Raw genomic sequence first — 17,719 nt, 5'->3', positions numbered from 1 at the left:
AGCTCCAGGAGCCGGCGAAGACAGCCGAGTGCGACCCGCTACTCCAGGGGATCGAGAGCGTTTCCCGGACTGATGCCCACTACTCCGCCAGCAGGTCATCGTATGCCCACAGCCGTTCATCGCATTCCGGCAGCCATTTTCATGATGGTTTCCATGGCGGTTACGACGCCCCGCTGGCGTCCTCCTATTTACCACCACGGCGGCCGTGACCGCATAGACCTAATCCTCGGTATATGCCGACCGGAATCCCGGTCATCATGTGGATCGTCCGCGACCAACTCGCATCCGCCGGCCAAGGCTAGTATCGTGGAATTTTCCGGCCCGTCTTGATCACCGCGTAGCGGTATCCCGACAATTCGAATGGACCCCAGCCGAAAAGATACAGGATTTGTGCAAATTGCCCATCTTGATCGCCCAGCGGACAGCATTGACAATCATGCCGCAAACACAGGGAGGTTGGGGATGATGTTCAAGGGAGTGATGGTTTTCGTAGTGGCGACCTGTCTGACCACCGCAGTCCACGCCAACGATGACATGATCAAGCGGGGAGAATATCTCTCCAAGATTATGGATTGTACCGGATGTCATACCCCCGGTGCCATGATGGGAAAGCCGGAGCCGGGCATGCTCCTGGCCGGCTCAAAGATTGGCTTTGGTATCCCGCAGGTGGGCGTTGTCTACCCACCCAATCTGACGCCGGATAGCGAAACCGGCCCCGGCTCGTGGAGCGAGGGCGACATCGTCACGGCCGTCCGCACGGGCGTCAGGCCCGATGGTCGCCAGTTGGTCCCAGTGATGCCATGGCCGTCCTACTCGGCCCTGACGGACGAGGATGCCCATTCATTGGCGGTCTACCTCAAGACCCTGCCGCCGGTCGGTAATGCGGTTCCGAAGATGGTTGGACCGGGCGAGAAGCCCCCGGCTCCCTATCTGACGGTGACTGGCGGGTAAGTATCTGAAGAATGATCTAATGCCTGCCCCGCCAGCGATCCTCGGGTTTGCTGGACGGCTTAGGAAATTGACGGTCTCGGCCACTGATAGGAGTAGACCGAAGCCACCGTGGGCGATGGAATTACGAGCTTCGGAGCGGCAGCCGAAGGGGAAGCGTAGTGACGCTGGTCAACACCGCCACCACCCTTCCCGAGATCGTAGCCGACGAACGGGCGATCCGGCAGGTTCTGCTGAACCTTCTCTCCAACGCCATAAAGTTCACCCCCGCCGGCGGGCGAGTCGAGATCGCCGCGGAAGCCGGAGCGGAGGCCATCCGGCTGCGGATCCGTGACACTGGATGTGGGATGCAGGAGGAGATCGTCGAGCATCTCGGCAGCTTGTTCACTCAGGCTGACTCCCATCTCTCCCACCACCATGGCGGGATGGGCATTGGACTGGCTCTGTGCTGGCGGCTGATGGAGATGCACGGTGGGGAGTTCGCCATCTCAAGTACTGCCGAAGCTGGCACGACCGTGACCCTGGTCTTTTGTCGTGAGAGCGAGCGAACCGAACCCCGTCAGGAACTCGGACACTCTTCGCAAGGGTTGCCAGTGCGGGCCTAACCGGATCTTAATGCCCGCCGAGCATTCTGCCCGCCAATGACCCGGATACCGGATCGTCGATTAGTCGTGAACAACAGACCCACTGGAGTACAAGAGCTTTGATTGGGACGGAACGGCGTGATCGTGTTGTCATCCTCGGTGCTTGCGTACTGGCGTTCATCGTTTCGGCCAGTTTCGATCTGATCGGCAGCCTTCACGACTACCTTGATCATCTGGAGCAGCCCCAGGTTGACAGGATCCTTACGGCTCTTGGGGTCGCCCTCGTGGTCGGAGCCATTGGTCTGGCTTGGTATTCCCGCCGGCGGCTTGCCGACTACCGAAGGGAGTTTGCCCGCCGGGTCGAGATGGAAGCCTCCCTGAGGCGGACCGAGCAACGTCTGGCGGACGCCATCGAGAGCATGTCAGACGGTGTGGTGCTGCTCGATGCCGATCAGCGGTTCGTGATGTGCAACAGCCGGTACCGGGAGATCTTTTCACAACTGGCTTCCCGCCTGACACCGGGAACGCCGGTATCGGACATCGTCGGACCCAGTGCCGGAGACGCTGACCTGTGCGATTACGGCACCACGACGGACATCGCACTGGCGAAAATGGTTGGTAGTGGTCAGATCATACCCGACGCGGAGTGCCGGCTTGCCACGGGACGCTGGATCCGCATCAGTGACCGGCACACCGGAGACGGTGGACTGGTCGGGATCCGGACCGACATCACCTCCTTGAAGCTGAACGAGGAGGCTCTCAGGAAGGCCAGTGGACGGGCGGAGGCAGCCAGTCTGGCCAAGTCGCAGTTCCTGGCCCACATGAGCCATGAGCTTCGCTCGCCCCTGAATGTGATCATCGGCTTCGCCGAGATGATCGAGTCCCGGATCTTCGGCTCGCTCGGCAGCCCAAAGTACGAGGAGTACATCCGCGATATCCGTGAAAGCGGGCAGCATCTGCTGGCCCTGATCAACGACATTCTGGACCTGTCGAAGATCGAGGCCGACAAGTACGTGCTCAATCCGGAGCCGATGGTGGTCCCGGACCTGATCAGAACCTGCCAGCGAGCTTTTCGGCTCAGGGCGGAGGAGGTCGGCGTCAGGCTGGAATACAGTGGTGGTGAGCTTCCGAGGATTACTGCCGATGAACGGGCGATCAAGCAGGTGCTGATCAACCTGCTATCCAACGCGATCAAGTTCACCCCGTCAGGCGGGACGATCACGCTCCAAGCCGCGGTCGAGGGGCCGACGGTGATGATCTCCGTCGCCGACACCGGCGAGGGGATCCCCGCCGCCGACCTGCCGCGGATCGGGCAGCCCTTCGAGCGGTCGGTGAAGCCGGACGGCATGCAGAAGGATGGGACTGGTCTGGGACTGGCCCTCAGCCGGCGGCTGGTTGAACTTCACCGCGGATCGCTGGAGATCAGCAGCCAAGAGGGGGTCGGCACCCAAGTGACAATGCGGCTGCCCCTGTCGTTGGAACGGCAGGCTGCCTGATCCGATCCGCTGAAAAGCAGGCAGAACGACACTGCTGTAGGGCGGCTCAGTCCGCTGGCTCTCTGATCCCGAAAAGGAAAAAACCTAGGAGGACGACGTTGGGGCACGGGAGAAAGCGATCACCACCCTGCGGACCAGGACGGCAACTGCCAACCCGATCAACGCCCCGAGCGAGTTGACCGCGACATCGGCCCAGTCGGACTGCCGTCCAGGTGAGACGTGCTGAAGCAGTTCGAGAAGCCCGTCGAACCCGACGGCCGATCCGACGATCATGCCGGGAGCGACTCGCCCCGACCAGCCCAACGCGACCAGCAGGCTCAGCACCGAATAGGCGGCCAGATGATCTAGTTTGTCGCCGAAGCCGGTCCCGATGGCGGGCGACCGAGGCGACAGAGATGCGGCGGTGATGACGATGGCGGCACTGGCGGCTGCCACTCGGATCAGGTAGGTCTTTGGGACGCGGCGGAGAGAGGAGTCGGGTGGGGGCATTCCCCATTCATGCCCGATAACGGTGAAGGAACCGTCAAGGCAGGAGGCCACCATGCCGCAAGCCGCATTAGTCGCCACTCGGGTTCGGTCGGCCGAGTCACTGTCCAGCGATCCAGCACCATGGCATCATGGCGGAAAACAGGAGGAGAACCGCGATGAAGTTCAGCGTGAGCCACGCCGATGAGAGCAACTTCGCCCATGATGGCTTGAGGGCATTTTTCGAATACCGCGATCTGGAGATCAGGGAGGCGACTGCCGGGCGGTTCAATGCCCACGTCATCCGGGCTCGGCCGGGGGAGCGATCTCCTGGAGAGTGGCACCGGCATGATCTCGAGTTCCAGATGGTCTATGTCCTGCGGGGCTGGGTGCGGTTCGAGTACGAGGGCGTCGGCGAGGTGCTGCTCCGGCGGGGATCGTGTGTCCATCAGCCAGCAGGTATCCGGCACCGCGAGATCGAGCATTCCGATGACCTGGAGATGCTGGAGATCACGTCTCCCGCCGAGTTCGGGACGGAGGTTCTAGGGACCTCCACTTCCTGAGTGTCTTGGCTGGGTCGTTGCACACCGCAGGCTGATCCCGATGGGGGCAGCAAACACAGCAGAGCAACGCCCACGGCCGTGCTCTGGACAAGAGCGACGTCATAGGACGGCCATTCTGGCGATTGACGGCTGACATCGTCCATCATACCCAAGCGACAGGTTCGTTGAAGCGGCTCCAGCACGAGAGCGTGTTATGTTTGAACAATCTCAAATGTAATACTGGTAATGGAGGACACGCATGCTGAGATCGCACCGATACTCTGCTGAATTATCATTCCCACATTTGGCAGTTATATTTTGACCTAATCTGAATAAAACTTCAGTAGTCACACTATCAGCGGTTTCTGTATCTAGCCCCTTTGGGATCCCCGCCAAGAAATACGGCATATCTCTTCAAGATGATTGCAATCTGGGATGATAATGATAATCATTGCAACTTATCCATTGAGGGGCGGTGACAAGATGCGGATCTTGATCGTTGAAGATGACCCTCTGGTCGCCCTGGCCTTGAGGCTGTACCTGACAGAGCTTGGGCACACCGTGGTCAGCACTGCCGCTGATACCAACCGGGTTCTGCAACTTGCAGACGATGGTCTCGAGGCTGATCTGGCCCTCGTTGATCTTCATCTCGCACGTGGGTCGTGTGGTATCGAGGCCGCGGTGCAGCTACGTTATCTGTCCGGCATTGCCTCGGTATTTCTGACGAGCGACGCTGAAGGAGCCCATACCGCCCGGCACGCAGCCATAGGGTGCTTGATCAAGCCGATCTGCGGCTCACGGCTTGCTGCCGCTCTGACTGCCCTCGATACCTTTGTACAGGGGCGGATCCCACACCACATCCCCGACGGGCTTGAAGTATTCCCGGCCGCTATGTCGGCCGCCTGTTCGACGCCGTTACATCGGGATGGCCAGTCGAACTGATCAGCCCTCGGCGATCACTCTACCCGGAATACTCCCGGTGGTCAGGTCGCAGTGCGTGGGTTTTCCCTGCTGCAAGGTTATGGTCCCGATTTGGCCGGCCGCCTTGCCGACGCAACCTCGATCCGAAACACCGACCCCTTGCCCGGACTGGATGAGACCTCCATCCGATGCCCGAGTAGAGCCGTCAGGCGGTTGACGACAGCCAAGCCGATACCAAAGCCCTCGCTGGCATTGCGGGTCTTGTCACCACATTGGTGGAACTCGCGGAAGATATTGCCGAACTGATCGGGTGGTATGCCGATGCCGGTGTCCCGCACCTCGATGCTCACCATCGCTCCGCGTCGCCGGCATCCAATCAGCACGCGGCCCTGCTCCGTATACCTGACCGCATTGGAGATCAGGTTCCGCAGGATCCGCTCCAGGAGCAGCGGATCGCTCCGCACTTCCAGGCCCGTGTTCACCACGATCAGGTCCAGGCCTTTCTCGGCTGCCTGGGCAGTGAACTCTCCGGCCAGCCTGTCGAGCAGGTCGCCCAGCACCACCGGCCCGATGTTCGGCTCAACCGCCCCGGCTTCTAGCTTCGACATGTGGATGATCGCATCCAGCAGGTCCGACAGCGACCTGACCGATTGCTGGATCAGCCCGACGAGGTTCGATGCGGAGGGTTCCGTCACCCGGCGGTCCAGCAACTTGGCGAACAGGGCGACGGCCTGAATGGGCTGACGGAGGTCGTGGCTCGCTGCGGCCAGGAAGCTCGTCTTCGCACGGCTCGCCTGCTCGGCGGTCAGCTTGTCCGTGAGCAGCTTGTCCTCGGCCCGCCTTTGGTCGGTAATGTCGCGTGCGACACAGAGAATACCGATGATCTCACCCCTTTCCGACTGCAGGGGCATCTTGAGCTTTTCTATCACTGTTCCGCCCACGTTCAGCCTGAGAGACTGCTCGACGGTCACCAGGGTCTCACCGGTCCGCAGCACCTGCTCATCCTCGCGGCGAACAGCCTCGGCATCGGATGGATCCATGATGTCATAGTCGGTAATGCCGGGAACGGCACGCGATGAGGCAAGCCCGACGACCTTGGCGAAAATCCGGTTCCCGCCGAGGTACCGGGACTGCCGGTCCTTCCAGTAGACAGCGTGAGGGATCTGATCGAGGACCAGCCAGAGAGGATCACTACCCTCTGCAACGGCATTCTCTTCCCGAGGCCGCGTAATCCTCTCGTTGGCGTGGATCACGGCTCCGGATACCGCCCCCGCCTCTGTGGTCAGTGGCACGACCACGACGTTGAACCAGCGTCCCTGGCCCTGAAGTTCAGTCGTGAGTGACCGGCCACAGGTGATAACGCTCACCACGGCGTCATGCAGCAGAGAACCGTTCGATCCAGCGACCTCGCCAATGCGTCTGCCGTGGATTGCTCCAGGCGGGACGGTGACGAGGTCAGCGGCCACATGACTGACCGCTTCAATTCTGCCCTCGCGGTCAACCAGGATCAGAGGATACTCGACCGTGCTCAAGATGGCCGACAGAAGGTGCCGCTCTTTCTGTATTGCCATCATCGCCTTCTTTATACAAAATCCAAGTGGAATATATGCATGTTCTCCGCACCAGCGATGGTGCAACCAAGAGTTCTCCAGTCAGCAACTTATTAGCTCCACCGAAACGGATGATAATTGCCCAGGATGAGAAGTTCAATTACCAATAATATGACGTATTCTGCATGGTGAAATATCCAGAGCATGAGCATGACCGAGGCACCTTCCGGTCAAATCGCTGGCGTTCAGCCTGACACTCTGACGAAATCAGGCTGACGGCGATCCCTGGAGCGGCACAGGTAGTCAGGCGGCCTTACGGACTGGCCGCAACCGCTGCTTCATCTCGTTGAGGAAACGCCGAACCTCTTCAACCGTCAAGCCATCGCGGGCCAGCACGGCGTGCAGGATCGGGTCGTCGAGAAGGTCATCAAGCGAGGGTTCAGGTCTTCTCTTGTCCATCGATAAACCTCCAAGATTGATCTGCTGATCTCCGGAAGCATGTTCCTTATCAGTGGATCATGACCAACACGTGATACCTGGGCGGCCACTCCGGCATAGCCCAGATGGACACATGTGCTTCGCGAAATAATACGGGGAACGGTATTGTCTGCTCAAGTCACCCGGGCTCAATCATCTCCAGCCCGGCGGCCGGACGACCACAAGGTCGATCAGCCCGTTGCTCCGGTCATCGTACCGTTGGATGCGAGTGGCCACCCGAGCCATCCACGAGCGTTCGGCGGCCTCGGCCGCAGCCAGCCACTCCGAAGCAAGAGTGCGGATGCCGTGCAGCCATGTCCGCTCGTCCGGTCGGATCGCGACGACAGTCCCATCGCCTCGCTCGGATTGCAAACGGCCGTAGGTCAAAGCCGTATCCCACGTAGCGAAGCAGGCGGTGTGGTAGCTGTGGACCCTGATCAGATCGCCCGTGGTGGAGAAAGCGACCTCCAGAATATCCCGGACTGGCCGCTCACGGCGGAGCGATGCCAGACAAGGCGGGGCGGCGGTCGGTAGGGTGACTCGGCAGGGCAGCAACATCGTTTCCCCCTCAGGATACTTGGCAATTTTTCATTGAAACTTTCTTTTGCCGAGAGCGTTGTAAACCAGTGGTTCTCCGCCTTCCAGGCATAAACCTGCCTACTCCGGGAATCTTTCGGCAGAGGGAGTAGGACGTTGCGGAAACCCCTATCCAGCTAGCCTGTGCTGTTGAGATACAGCGGTCGAGATCACTGTAACCCGCCCCTAGTCTTGTGCTACGGGTAGATCCTTGGGCATTGTTAAAACCTCTAAAGTCGCCATCCAGGCGGCCGAAGGCGGCGTTCCGGCAATCCATGCCGCGGGTCCTAAAAATACCTGCCCGTCGGACAACAACTACCGGGCCATGTCCGGAGATCGATACCTCACTCCATACAGGCAGGTGCCACTGAAAGCAGCAGAGACATGGGAGATCGACAATCTGAATTCCTGGGCAGTTTGCCAGAAGGCTTCATCAGACCTCCGGTGCCGCTCGATGAGCCGCAGCGGCTCATCGCGTTGAACCGGTATGACCTGCTCGACACGCCGCCGGAGCAAGCCTTCGACCATATCACGCGACTGGCGGCGAGCGTGCTCGGCACGCCGATTTCACTGATCACGCTGATCGATGAAACTCGGCAGTGGTTCAAGTCCCGACACGGTCTCGACGCTCCCTGGACCCGGCGGGAGGTGGCCTTCTGCTCCTACACGATCCTCGACACCGAAACCATGGTTGTTCCGGACGCCACTGCGGATGACCGCTTCACCGCCAATCCCCTGGTGACCGGGGACCCGAACATCCGGTTCTACGCCGGGGCTCCGCTGGTCACGCCGGAGGGGCATGTGCTGGGCACCCTGTGCGTGATCGACTGTTCGCCGCACCCGGAGTTCAGCGGCGAGCAGCGGCGGCTCCTGCGAGACTTCGCCGGTCTCGTGATGACCGAAATCGATGCCCGCTCAGCCACCCTGGCCTTGCGTCAAAAGGTTCGCGAGCACCAGGAGACCGAGCGGCAGCTACAGCGGTCCCTGGCTGAGACGGAAACCTTGCTGCGGGAGGTCTACCACCGGGTCAAAAACAATCTCCAGGTCGTGGACACGCTGCTTGCCCTTCAGATCCGTCACACTCCGGTAGATGCCGAGATCCTGCGGGATCTCCGGTATCGGGTGTACTGCCTCGGTCTGGTTCACCAGAAGCTGATGCAGTCAGGGCATCTGGAAACGATCAACCTGAGGGAGTTCCTCCGCGACTTGGCTCAGGCTGTTGTCTCCTATCACATCACCCCAAAAGACGAAGTGACATTGGATGTCACGGTCGAGCCCCAGGACGCCGCCATCAAGATCGACCTTGCGATTTCCTTGGGATTGCTGGTCACAGAACTGGTGTCCAATGCGTGCAGGCATGCCTTCCCGCCCGGTCAGCACGGTGTCATCGATGTTTCTCTGGCTGTCATGGACGGAGGAGTGGCTCGTCTGATCATCGCCGACAACGGTGCCGCCGTGCTGGAAACCCACTCACCCTCTGCTACAGGACAGCAGATCATCGCCGAACTGGTGGATCAGTTGGACGGCGACGTGACCATGGACGAGAACCATGGCACTCGGATTATCGTGACGTTCCCGAGCCCTCTGGAACTGCCATGTTGACCGGTGATGCTCCGATCCTGATCGTTGATGACGACAATCTGGTGCGGCTCGGGATCCGGATGACTTTGGAGGACGCAGGATTCCGGAACCTCCAGGTTGCCAAGTCGGGATCGGCAGCAGTAAGGATGGCATTGCGATACCACCCGGCGGTCATCCTGATGGATGTCCGGCTTGGGAGCGGCATCGATGGTATAGAGGCGGCCCAGCGGATTTGCCGGGAGCATCCCTGCAAGGTGATCTTCCTGACCGGATCGAACGAAATCGCGACCCAGCTTCGGATCAATGCCGCGAATGCCGCCGGTGTGCTGGTCAAGCCGATCCTGCCCCAGCACCTGATTGGAGCACTCGAAGCCCTGCCGAATTCCTGAGCAGCGACTTTGCGGCGGTTCGAATACCGGCCACCATTCAGGATCCTGAACCCCACTGATATCGCGGGTTATGGACCGGAATGAAGACGACGGTGTGTTGTTGACGGCCACCTTTAGAGTGCCCGAATAGAGTGCTCGAAGATGGATTAACGGCCCCCGGAGATGTGGGTGCCAGATCACGCCCCAAGTTCCTGCCCGTCTTGAACATGCCCATCGGATACGAGCGGCTGCTTCTGCTGTTATAGGCGTGGCACAGTGCTATTCGCCACCACTTCTGTATGCCTCTAACGGAAGACCTCCGGTCATGACTGTTATGGAACCAAGAACGCTGTCCCCCATGATGAGTGACCCAGGCGTCCAACAGCGACGTGAGGTCGTCATGCTGGCAGCGGCGATTTCGGTCCTCTCACTCTCTGTCCTGCCGTCAGCGAGCCGCCCCTTACCTGAACTGCCCCAGATCAACGGCGTTTATTCCACCGTCAGCACTGTCACCGATCTCACCATCGCATTCCTGTTCTTCCGGGGCTTCGTCCACATCCGCTCCTGGTCCCTCCTTATCTTGACCATGACCTTCATTGTCACAGGTATCTTGGCAGCCGTGTATCTGCTGTCATTCCCCGGCGGACTGGTTCCTGGCACCCTGGTGGTCGGCACAACTCAGACCAGCGGCTGGATCTGGCTGTTCCGGCACTTGGTCTATCCCCTGCTGATCCTGGTTGCAATGGCTGCCGAGTTTACCTTTCCCACTGGGCGGCACGAAGTGCGTCCCGTTGGGCCGGTTATAGCCGCGGGTCTGGCTGGAGCGGTGGTGATCGCGACGGGTCTTGTGCTGCTCGCCACGGTCACCATCGAGGCTTTGCCCGCAGTCATCGCCGCGGACGGACGGCAGTGGCTATGGCCAGTTGGCGTCTTGGGCTGGTCAGCCGCAAGCCTGATCCTGGTAGCTCTTGTCTCAGTCTGGGTAGTGTCGCGGGGCCGGCACGTCCTTTACCTATGGCTGGCCGCCTCGTTGGTCGCAGCGTTCTTCGAGGTCGTCCCGGCCCTACTCGGAATGTACCGGTTCAGCCTTGGCTGGTACCTAAGTCGTCTCAACGGTGTGGTCTCGTCCGGCTGCCTGCTCGTTATGTTCCTCACGGAGATCGATCGGCTCCAGAGCCGCCTGCGGGAGTCTCTGCGGGATCTTGGAGAAACCAACCGGACGCTGGAACAGCGGGTCATTGAACGAACCCGTGACCTGGAGGGCTTGAACCAACAACTTCGCAAAGCAGTGTCCGCCAAGGACCTGCTGCTGCGAGAGGTCTACCATCGAGTCAAGAACAACCTCCAGGTAGTGGACACCCTGCTCGCCCTCCAAATCCGCCAGACCCCGGCCATCGCCGGGGACCTGAGCGACCTGCGGCACCGGGTCCATGCCCTCGGTTTGATCCACCAGAAGCTTATGGAATCACAGGATCTGGAGACGATCAACCTGGAGGATTTCCTCCGCGACCTGTGCCAGACCCTGGCAGCCTCTTACGGCGTCGAGCACCACTACGTGATCCTGAAGGTCACCATCAAGCCCGACGGAGTATCCATTGGGATCGACTTTGCCATCTCACTGGGACTGCTGGTCACCGAACTGGTCTCAAATGCCTATAAGCATGCGTTTCCATCCGGCCGGGCCGGGATCGTCGAGGTCAGGCTGACGCTTGTGGGCGACGGCGAAGCTCGCCTCGTCGTCGCCGACAACGGCGTCGGCATGCCGGCAACTCGCGGGCCGGTCACCATCGGCCGGCAGATCATTGCCGAACTGGTCGATCAACTGGATGGCCAGATCGCGATTCATCAAGATCACGGGACCCAAGTCACCGTGACGTTTCCGTGCCCTCCGGGCTTGCCATGCTGACACGCGATGACCCCATTCTGATCGTGGATGACGACAATCTCGTTCGCCTCGGACTGCAAATGACCTTGGAAGACCAGGGTTACCGACACCTCCATACCGCCAAGACCGGGATGGCGGCCATTGACATGGCTGTTCGGTACCGCCCCAAGCTCATCCTGATGGATGTCCGCCTGAAGGGCGATCTGGATGGCGTGGAGGCGGCCCAGAGCATTCGCCAGAAGTACTCCTGCCAAATCATCTTTTTGACCGGATCAAACGAGGCCGCGACACGGCTGCGGATCGAGGCAGCGGCCCCGGATGGGGTGCTGGTGAAGCCGATCCTGCCCCAGCACCTGATTGGAGCACTCGAAGCCCTGCCGGGGTAGAGCCGCTCCTGAACCTGATCAGGGCACGCGGGACGCCGCGGCAGACCTCCTGTGGCCTCGGCTATCATGTTGAACATGATCTCGTGAGCAACCGCATAACGGCAGACAAGGACAGCATCCAGCAACTCCTTCTCTCTTCATCCAGCGATGGAACTGTCCCAATGACATATGATGGATCGTCCGTTTGTGCATTGCCAAAAAAGGCCCGAAGATATGGGAACCGGTTCGATCCTGTCCTGTTCTGACCGCAATTGTTACATCTCGCAGAACCGTGTTGGCAAGCCGGATTGGTCCCTATGTCATGCGTATTCTCATAGTCGAAGATGAGCCTATTATTGCCCTGAGCACCCAGGCTGATCTCGAGAGAGCCGGGCACACTGTGGTTGGTCTCGCAATGACCGACGCGGAAGCGGTCACTCTGGCTGACCGCTATCGCCCCGATCTGGTGCTGACGGACATCCGTCTCGCCAAGGGCAACGGAGTGGAGGCGGCCGAAGCAATTTATACCCGCTGGGGCATTCCCTCACTGTTCGCCACGAGCTATGCGGAGCATTCGGCAGGTACATGCCGTGCTGCTCTTGGCTGCCTGAGAAAGCCATACAACCATCGGAGCATTGTGCGAGCTATCCTAGTCGTCGAGCAGGTGATGAACGGGCTCGAGCCGACCATGCCGCTGCCACGGAACCTCGAGCTTTATCAACGTGATACTGCCCCCGTAGAACCAGTGGCTTGACAATGTCATTCAGGAGACCTGATCAGCCCTACCTCCTGTGGTGCTGGTCAGGCGGTCAACGCCAAAGCTGGTTGCGGGTGGAATTGCTCAGGTGTTCAGCCTGACGGGTTCCCCATGCTGCTTGTACATCGGCAACGGCAAGCTCTACGGGATTGTCTGGCCTGATTGATAATCGTCGGTGATGAAGCCAAGCCACTCGGGGCTATTGCCTGGAGAGCGGGAACCGCAGAATGTGTCGCGTTCCGGGCCGGTGCTCTGTGTCGAATTTCAGGACACCTTCAAGCTGGCGAGCCATGGCCGGTAACAAGCGGGATACCACTCCCGGCTTCGTCCGATCTCCTGCTGAAGCCCTTTGACCGTCATCCTCGACGGCTAGAAATCCTTCACCGCCCTTGACTTGGAGGGTAACCCTGATGACGCCGGCCTCCTGCTCTCCGAAAGCTTGTCTAACCGAGTTGGTCACCAACTCGTTGGCAATGAGGCCGAGGACCACTGCCTTGTCGAAATCAACCCGTACCGGATCGATTTTACTCTCCACCTGAACCGGCCGCGACCCGATCAGGCTTGATATGATCCGGCTGCACAGCTTACCGAGATATTCCTCCAAACTGACCTGCCTGATTTCCCAACTTCCCTGAAGTTGATCGTAAGCCAGGGAAATCGCCTGGACCGCCTCATTGGCCCGATCGAAGCCGCTTGGATCGCCCTTTCGCTGTTCTAGTCGCAATAGAGCACTCACCATCTGGAGGCTATTCTTGATCCGGTGCTGAAGCTCGCGGAACAGGACTTCCCGCTCCTGCTCCTGCTCCTGCTCCTGCTGCTTCCGCTGAATCGCCACGGCCAGTAGCTGGGCGAAGCCGTGGAGAAAGTGGATGGTATCATCCTGGAAGTCGGTGTAACTCCGGCTGTCGATCTCCAGCACCCCGTAGGTACAACCCTCCCAGGCAATCGGAACATTGACCAGGGAAGTCACGCCATGGTCTCGAAGAAGGTCTGAATAGTCAAATTCCCCGGTCAGTCGGATATCATGAATGCGGATTGGCTCCCTGGTCAGATAGGCTCGACCGGGTGGAGACCTCAAGTGAGCCGGAAACGTCTCATGGCCGACCGTGCCCTGTTTCCATCCAACCCCCGCCCGTACCAGGAGGTCGTCAGTAGCAGGACGGTATTCCAGGATCTTGACGTACTCGACCTCCAGAGCCATAGCCGCTTCCTCGACCGCGTGCTCGAGCAGGGTGTTCAGGTCACGTGCCGCGAGGGCACGGGTTCCGAACCGGGCAGTCGCTCGCTGTCGCTGAACGCTGCGACGTAGAGCCTCCTCCAGGCGTTCTGGGTCTGATGTCGATGGCATTGCCTATAAGGTCCTTCGGATGGATCACCTGGGCCTCTGTGATGTGGTCCAAGTCTGGCCCCATCCCGGCACGACTGCCAGTGCTTAAAAGTCGCACCTTTCGACGATGCCACGACCCGCTACGTCATCGCTGTGCCCCTCCAGAACTGGGACAACGGCGGGCCTCAGAGGTTGATGTAGACGGCGGCCCGGCAGGCTGATCTGCTGCGTAAGACTTTCGCCCGGCTCGCGGTCGGGTGGTCCGGTGGCTCCAAGAACAGATCCCCGGCAGTAACCTCCGGCTGGTTCCGGGATCGGGGCACATGCTCCCCCGACCTTCAGCAGCACCGCCCTAACCTCATCCTCATGGGTCGCCGGATCCTATGAGACAATCTGGAACAGTCAGGGTCAAAATTCCCGCAGTACCCGTGTCCCGCTCCTCCCTCCGGAACTCCCCACCGGCCATCTTGGTCAGCAGGGGGATCAACTCCAGCCCGGTCCCATGTCCCCGAAACTGTTCGGCCGGCATGCCAATGCCGTCGTCTGCCACGATGAGACAAGCTTTGCCCGGCTCGGTTCTCTCCAGCGACACTGTGACCGTTCCGCGTCGAAGCGGGAAAGCGTACTTGAGGCTGTTCGTCACCAATTCGTTGACAATGAGACCCACCGCGACGGCCCGGTCATGACTGACCTCCACGGGGACCAGATGGAGATGCAATCTGATGGGGCTATCGTCATCGGGCTCGTGGCCGTGCATGAGGAACCGCTGCTTGACGAGTTCAGCGAGGTAGCCGGCGAGGTCCACCGCGTGCGTGGCCCCGCTCTGGTAAAGGCGGCCATAGATAAGGGCGAGGGACTCTACACGTTGTCCGACGCTTTCCAGCCGCTGTCTGGTCTCGCTGCGTTTCGCCCTGCGGGCTTCCATCCTCAGGAAGGACGTCACGACGGCCATGTCGTTCTGAGCCCGGTGCTGTAGTTCACGAAGAAGAACGGCCCGCTCCGCCGCCGCCGCGGCAAGCTGGTAGTAAGCCCTGTGCCGGTCTATGGCCGCACCCAGCAGGTTGGCGTAGGTCTGGAGAAAGTTGATCCCGGTTGGGGTGAACTCCCGCTCATCCTGGCAGTCCACCTCCAAGGTTCCATACGCCCGGTCTTTGCAGAGGATCAGGACGTTCAGCGAGACGACCACGCTCGTTTGCCGCACCACCTCCGACGGCTCGAACCGCGTCTCTGTCGGGACGTGTGAGATCACAGGCTCGTCAGCCAGCATGGTATAGCCGGCAGCGGAGCCGTGACCTCCAGGGACGATGGTCTTGCCTGTGGTCGCAACCTCGGGCGGCACGCCGACGGCGGCTCGCAGCAGCAACTCGTCATTTCCCGGTAGAGCCTCGAGCACCTTGGCGATGGGAGCCCTGAAGCCGCGGGCAATCAATTCGCAGGCCCGCTGAAGGATGGCATCGAGATCCTCGCCCCGGAGAGCGACCAGTCCAAACTCGGCGAGTGCGGCCTGCTGCTCGGACCATGCACGCAGGCGGTCTTCCGAAGGATCCGGTGAGCGAAACATCTGGCAAACCTTTCGTTTAGGACGTAAGTCTCGAAGTCGCCGCCACTGAGACCGCAGCCACCCCGTGCGTCTGCTCAATACGCTGACCCACGGCCAGACGATCACGGTCGAAGTTGCTGGGCCGGCCGGAACACCTGCGGATCACCTGATTCTGCCCCGCGAGGGCGACCACCTGTGGATTGAACGACCCTGGCGGAAGCGGCATCCTGGCGGGGATCCTCACCGCCCTTCTGCGGTCGGTTCGGCGTAACGGGCAGTAGGTTCTGACCACCTCAACGATCATCCTGTTGTCCAGAACCGCACCAGACAACGGGCACGCCAAACCGGAGTGTTTGGTGTCTCTAAGGTCAATGGGGATATACTCTCCTGAGAGAGGCACAAACCCAAGCACAAACTTGCACACGCCCTCCGTTGGTGCGATGATCCTTCCACCGCCAGTTGCCAAAGCATCTATCGTTTCGTCTGAAACAGATGGAAGCAGACGCGTCCTGGTGACGTGACGGGAACGCTGCACAAGGAGGCAGCAAGATGATCCCGAGTGAAGTTCTGGCAGCGTGGATCGTGGCCGTGATGACCGGGGCTACGGCATTGGGCGGGCTCTCACTGCTTGGCAGCCCTCCTTCGGCCGGCGGCATGGAGGCTGAACCTCTGCCGTTCCATTACGCTGATGTAGGCACTGTTCGGCGGCCCCTTCCTCTAAACCCGGCCTGGAGATCCCGCCTGGAGGCTACCGGCAGCCTACCGGCTCGCCCAGTGGCGACCCCGGTAGAGTGGGCCGACGATGACGATCAGGGGGATGAGATCGATCAGCACGACAAGAGAGATGAACTACCTGAGGGACCGGTTGCGACAGCGTACAATGCCGCAGTGTTCCTGAGTCCATAGGTTCGAAGCGGTACCACGCCGTCTGGAAAACGCCGGGTGACTTCGGCTGTTGGTGACACGCTTGTTCCGTCGGCGAAGAATGCTGCTTAGTCCTGACTGAACTTTTCTTGCCGTGCCAACTGGATCGCAAATACTGCTTGGTTATAGGATAGATAGCCATTTAAAACTCGACCCCCGAGTCAGTACTCTACGGCAGTCTACCGAAGATCACCTTGATCCTTCTGCGACATAGCCACCCCTGGTTTGTGACATGGAAAATCCAATGACGCATCTATCCTTGCCTATGGTGGGATTTCCACCCGTTGACGAAGCATCATCTCTCCGTCCCACGAGTCTGGAAATTATCTACATCGTGGGAGAATGTCCGATCCAGCTTCGCAGTTGCGACATCAAGCCGCCGTGGAGCCATGCCAGAGCCGTCCTGGTAACTCTGACCGGAGACGAGGCGTACTGGGCGAGCCGCATCGCCGACATGATCGATGCCTGGGAAACCGCTCATCAGAGCCGTGATCCATTCTGGATCAGGGCCGTCGCCGAGCGGATCAAGCGGCTTGCCCAGACCAGTAACGGGCTGATGATCTTCACGCCTCCGGCGGTGTGACAGCCGACAGTCCAGTTGTGCCGAGTGTGATACGAGGCAACCAGGAGGCCGTCATGCGGAGCGGGATGTTCGTTGTTGCTATGGCCTTGATCCTTGCCAGCGGTACCGTCTCGGGCCAGGAGAAGGCGACGCCGCAGCAGGTGGTGCAGAAGGTCCGGCAAGCTGTCGGTTACCTGAGCCAGAAGGGAGAGGCCGGCCTCGCGACCTTCAAGGAACGGCGATCCGATTACGTATGGGCCGATACTTATGTCTTCGTGATCGACTGCGAACGCAAGAAGGTGGCGGCAAACCCGCTGTTCGGCTTCGTTGGCATGCCACTGTCCGACCTCAAGGATCCCACCGGCAAGGTGATCGGCCCGTTGTTCTGCCCGAGCGGCACAACCGAGGGTTATTGGGTCGAGTACCATTGGCCCAGGGCAGGCCAGAAGCAGCCGGCCCGCAAGCTGACCTACATCGAGCCCGTCCCGGACACGCCATTCACGGTGGGAGCCGGTATCTACGACAACAAGTTCACGACCACGGATCTTGAGACGGCAAGTGGACAATGACAGAAATCAGCCGCCTGGCCTATGTCCGACGAAGTCGAGGCATTAGCAACAAGTGATAGATCGGACTGTTTGGGCATCTGCGGCACTTCAAGTTCCAACAGCCTCAAACTGGTGATCCGATGTCCGACTCCCCTGCTGCAATGCCTCCGTTCCTCGATCTATGGCTGTATTCTGCCAACAGATATGCCATGAACTTGGGTCATGACTGGGCTCGGGATGCACATCGGCACCAACAGGAGTGCATCGGCAACTGGTTGGCAATCCTCCAGTTATGCACGCCGG

Annotated in this window: 17 protein-coding genes; 12 read left to right on the top strand and 5 right to left on the bottom strand. The window is 60.1% G+C overall.

Annotated features, from left to right (window positions below):
• Positions 1-462: 462 nt before the first annotated feature.
• The 3 genes from DPR14_RS09515 to DPR14_RS09505 all read left to right on the top strand — a co-directional run bounded on the left by DPR14_RS09515 (position 463) and on the right by DPR14_RS09505 (position 3,028).
• Positions 463-951 (top strand): c-type cytochrome, encoded by a 489-nt coding sequence (locus DPR14_RS09515; RefSeq protein WP_158044923.1) that lies wholly within the window; start codon positions 463-465, stop codon positions 949-951.
• A 158-nt stretch (positions 952-1,109) separates the two neighbouring features.
• The gene (locus DPR14_RS09510) at positions 1,110-1,553 is read left to right on the top strand and encodes a sensor histidine kinase (RefSeq protein WP_192499381.1); all 444 of its coding nucleotides are present in this window, start codon (positions 1,110-1,112) and stop codon (positions 1,551-1,553) included.
• Between the two features lie 98 nt (positions 1,554-1,651).
• Positions 1,652-3,028, top strand: a complete 1,377-nt coding sequence (locus DPR14_RS09505; protein WP_158044921.1) for a sensor histidine kinase — start codon at positions 1,652-1,654, stop codon at positions 3,026-3,028.
• A gap of 84 nt (positions 3,029-3,112) precedes the next feature.
• Here DPR14_RS09505 and DPR14_RS09500 read toward each other — a convergent pair whose 3' ends face one another.
• Positions 3,113-3,517 (bottom strand): VanZ family protein, encoded by a 405-nt coding sequence (locus DPR14_RS09500; RefSeq protein WP_211103955.1) that lies wholly within the window; start codon positions 3,515-3,517, stop codon positions 3,113-3,115.
• Positions 3,518-3,672: 155 nt separating this feature from the next.
• Between DPR14_RS09500 and DPR14_RS09495 the strand changes: the two genes are divergently transcribed.
• Together DPR14_RS09495 and DPR14_RS09490 are read left to right on the top strand one after the other, a co-directional pair.
• A complete protein-coding gene (locus DPR14_RS09495; protein WP_246149080.1) occupies positions 3,673-4,056 on the top strand; it encodes a cupin domain-containing protein in 384 nt (127 codons plus the stop codon).
• Positions 4,057-4,518: 462 nt separating this feature from the next.
• Positions 4,519-4,977 carry a response regulator gene (locus DPR14_RS09490; protein WP_192499379.1) on the top strand — a complete coding sequence of 153 codons (459 nt, stop codon included), beginning with the start codon at positions 4,519-4,521 and terminating at the stop codon, positions 4,975-4,977.
• Positions 4,978-5,054: 77 nt separating this feature from the next.
• Here DPR14_RS09490 and DPR14_RS09485 read toward each other — a convergent pair whose 3' ends face one another.
• Both DPR14_RS09485 and DPR14_RS27295 read right to left on the bottom strand, forming a co-directional pair.
• Positions 5,055-6,530: a PAS domain-containing sensor histidine kinase gene (locus DPR14_RS09485; protein WP_158044917.1), complete on the bottom strand. Its 1,476-nt coding sequence runs from the start codon at positions 6,528-6,530 to the stop codon at positions 5,055-5,057.
• Positions 6,531-6,809: 279 nt separating this feature from the next.
• Positions 6,810-6,965, bottom strand: coding sequence for a hypothetical protein (locus DPR14_RS27295; protein WP_192499378.1), 156 nt, complete (start codon positions 6,963-6,965; stop codon positions 6,810-6,812).
• Positions 6,966-7,943: 978 nt separating this feature from the next.
• Here DPR14_RS27295 and DPR14_RS09480 point away from each other — a divergent pair.
• From DPR14_RS09480 to DPR14_RS09460, 5 genes are all read left to right on the top strand, one after another.
• A complete protein-coding gene (locus DPR14_RS09480; protein WP_158044916.1) occupies positions 7,944-9,161 on the top strand; it encodes a GAF domain-containing protein in 1,218 nt (405 codons plus the stop codon).
• Positions 9,155-9,529, top strand: coding sequence for a response regulator (locus tag DPR14_RS09475; protein ID WP_158044915.1), 375 nt, complete (start codon positions 9,155-9,157; stop codon positions 9,527-9,529). The genes DPR14_RS09480 and DPR14_RS09475 overlap by 7 nt, the downstream gene beginning before the upstream one ends.
• A 379-nt stretch (positions 9,530-9,908) precedes the next feature.
• A complete protein-coding gene (locus DPR14_RS09470; RefSeq protein ID WP_192499377.1) occupies positions 9,909-11,414 on the top strand; it encodes a sensor histidine kinase in 1,506 nt (501 codons plus the stop codon).
• Positions 11,408-11,779 carry a response regulator gene (locus DPR14_RS09465; RefSeq protein ID WP_158044913.1) on the top strand — a complete coding sequence of 124 codons (372 nt, stop codon included), beginning with the start codon at positions 11,408-11,410 and terminating at the stop codon, positions 11,777-11,779. Before DPR14_RS09470 ends, DPR14_RS09465 begins: the two co-directional genes overlap by 7 nt.
• Positions 11,780-12,053: 274 nt before the next feature.
• Positions 12,054-12,512 (top strand): response regulator, encoded by a 459-nt coding sequence (locus tag DPR14_RS09460; protein ID WP_158044912.1) that lies wholly within the window; start codon positions 12,054-12,056, stop codon positions 12,510-12,512.
• 202 nt (positions 12,513-12,714) lie between these two features.
• Here the strand turns inward: DPR14_RS09460 and DPR14_RS09455 are convergent, their stop codons facing one another.
• On the bottom strand, positions 12,715-13,716 hold the full coding sequence (locus DPR14_RS09455) for a sensor histidine kinase (RefSeq protein WP_246149078.1): 1,002 nt from the start codon (positions 13,714-13,716) through the stop codon (positions 12,715-12,717).
• A gap of 490 nt (positions 13,717-14,206) precedes the next feature.
• Entirely contained in the window at positions 14,207-15,403 is a 1,197-nt protein-coding gene (locus tag DPR14_RS09450) for a sensor histidine kinase (protein WP_158044910.1), read from the bottom strand.
• Positions 15,404-16,550: 1,147 nt separating this feature from the next.
• Here DPR14_RS09450 and DPR14_RS09445 point away from each other — a divergent pair.
• Both DPR14_RS09445 and DPR14_RS09440 read left to right on the top strand, forming a co-directional pair.
• Complete coding sequence (locus tag DPR14_RS09445; RefSeq protein ID WP_158044909.1) at positions 16,551-16,889, top strand: hypothetical protein; 339 nt, start codon at positions 16,551-16,553, stop codon at positions 16,887-16,889.
• A gap of 53 nt (positions 16,890-16,942) precedes the next feature.
• Positions 16,943-17,437 carry a cache domain-containing protein gene (locus DPR14_RS09440; protein WP_158044908.1) on the top strand — a complete coding sequence of 165 codons (495 nt, stop codon included), beginning with the start codon at positions 16,943-16,945 and terminating at the stop codon, positions 17,435-17,437.
• Positions 17,438-17,719 lie beyond the last annotated feature (282 nt).

Origin of the sequence: Skermanella pratensis (assembly GCF_008843145.1) — a bacterium.
Classification (GTDB): Bacteria; Pseudomonadota; Alphaproteobacteria; order Azospirillales; family Azospirillaceae; genus Skermanella; species Skermanella pratensis.
This window is presented reverse-complemented; position numbering and strand designations above follow the sequence as displayed.